We start from the raw sequence: 2,123 nt of genomic DNA, 5'->3' as shown, positions 1-2,123 counted from the left end.
GCTAAGGCGCCAATTCTCCTTATTCCTTTTTTCATTTCCTTACATTCCTCCATTTTCCTTTGTATTTTTTTCTTGCCCTTCACCTATCACTATATTATTTTTCAAAGGAAGATGTCAAATATTATCTGCATATATCGAGTAGGAGGCGGTGACTAACCGCCGTCCTCTCACAGCACCGTACGTACCGTTCGGTATACGGCGCTTTCAATAGTTGACGTGCACAGACTGATAGGCTGTGGCTAAATCATAGAAGCCACTGTTTATCAGTCTTTCTTTTGTCAAGGCTCTGTTGACCGCTCCCATTCCTGACACATACCAGTGTTTCTTGCGGCTATTTGCCGCCATATGTGCGAAGTACTCCGGTATTCCAAGTTTTATTAGATTCCTTTTCTTCGTTCTAGGCAATTTCCATTGTTTCCATATACACATACGAATCCTATGGTAGAGCCATGAATTAAGGGCATCTATCTTATTTTTCATGTCAGCAATCCCGTAATAATTAAGCCATCCTCGCATATACACCTTTATTCTCTCAAGAGCAGGACGTATGCTCTGAACAGACCTTCGGGAACTAAGTTCTTTCAGTTTCGACTTCATTTTCTTCCATGACTCCCCATGAACCCGGACATATACGCCCTTTCCGTTCTTTCCCAATGTGAAGCCAAGGAACTTAAAATTTCGGATTGCAAACACGCTTACTACACGACTTTTCTTCTGGTTTACTTTCAACTTTAATTTTCCTTCCAGATACTTCGTGCATGATTCCAAGAGTCTCGTTGCGGCTCTTCTGCTCTTCGCCAACAGTACGATATCATCAGCATAACGTACGAAAAATACGCCTCGATTTTGATACTCTTGGTCAAACTCATTTAGATAGATGTTCGCTAAAAGGGGAGATAAATTTCCCCCTTGCGGTGAACCTTCTTCTGTTTTCACGACAACGCCATTTTCCATGACGCCACTCTTTAGGTATCTTTTAATCCACTGAATCACTCGCTCATCTTTTATATTTCTTCTCAAGATATTTAGGAGCATCTCGTGGTTCAAAGTATCAAAGTACTTCGATAAGTCCAAAGATACTGCATAAACGTATCCTTGCTCTGCGTATTCCTTTATTTTCAGAATGGCTTCTTTTGCACTCCTTCCCGGACGATAGCCATAGTTATTGTCCGAGAACAGTGGTTCATAGATAGGCATTAGCTGTTGTGTAATTGCCTGTTGGAATATACGGTCTTTAACGGTCGGAATACCAAGCTTTCGTATTCCACCATCCGCCTTTGGGATTTCTACTCTTCTTACCGGGTCGGGGGTATATTTCCCTCTGTAGATTCTTTCAACAATCTCTTTTTGATTTTCTTGTAGATATTTGCCTATTTCCTCTACTGTAATTCCGTCGATTCCCGGCGCTCCCTTATTTGCCTTCACTCTCTTAAAAGCTCTGTTAAGGTTATCCTTATACAGTATCTTCTCCAAAAGCTCCGGCTGCGCACTATCTCTTTCCTTCCATATCTGACGGAAAGAGCGACGCGCTCTCACATACCCTTTGCATTCCGTGCTATCTCTCTGTGAGCAGCTTTCCTTGTTTTCTGCGCCCATTTCTCTTTCCTCCTTTCCCGGTTGTACTAAAGATTCCTATTGATTCGGTCCTTCGCCTAAGTGCCCTGCGGGTGCTCGGCTAATATGACCTCTGCTGACTTCTGCATGTTCAGCACTGCCTCATTTCTTTGTACAGTGGTTACTCCTTTCAGAGCGTATCACACAGACCTCCCTGGGTACCACACGTTTCTTTCTCTCCATCCATCTGCCACATATACCATACATGATTCCGTGTAGTTATTGGGCTTTAGCTTGTGCAGCAGCCTTACCCTCATGCATAGCCTGATGTGATTTCTGTTCGTCAGACCAGAGATTTGCCCGTTGGTTAGTATGTTCCCAACATCCAGCTTCCTTCAGATTCCACCTCACGATGGACACCCTTGCCTTCGGCTATATCCTTCCCACTACCGGGCGGATTGCGGACTTACACCGGTTAGAAACGTGCGCCGCCAGGCGCACTGCAAAAAAGTCTGCGAAAAAGTTTTTTCGCAGACTAAGTATTTTATGCAACTTTCGGAACTCCGGAT

2 protein-coding genes are annotated in these 2,123 nt (G+C 43.8%); both read right to left on the bottom strand.

The genetic code is table 11. From position 1 onward, the window contains the following. Positions 1-204: 204 nt before the first annotated feature. On the bottom strand, positions 205-1,536 hold the full coding sequence (ltrA, locus tag D0T66_RS16055) for a group II intron reverse transcriptase/maturase (RefSeq protein ID WP_221412241.1): 1,332 nt from the start codon (positions 1,534-1,536) through the stop codon (positions 205-207). Between the two features lie 297 nt (positions 1,537-1,833). Beyond that, complete coding sequence (locus tag D0T66_RS16405) at positions 1,834-1,965, bottom strand: hypothetical protein (RefSeq protein WP_255489853.1); 132 nt, start codon at positions 1,963-1,965, stop codon at positions 1,834-1,836. Between the last annotated feature and the right edge of the window lie 158 nt (positions 1,966-2,123).

It is taken from the genome of Dysgonomonas sp. 25, assembly GCF_010501075.1.
GTDB lineage: Bacteria > Bacteroidota > Bacteroidia > Bacteroidales > Dysgonomonadaceae > Dysgonomonas.
This window is presented reverse-complemented; position numbering and strand designations above follow the sequence as displayed.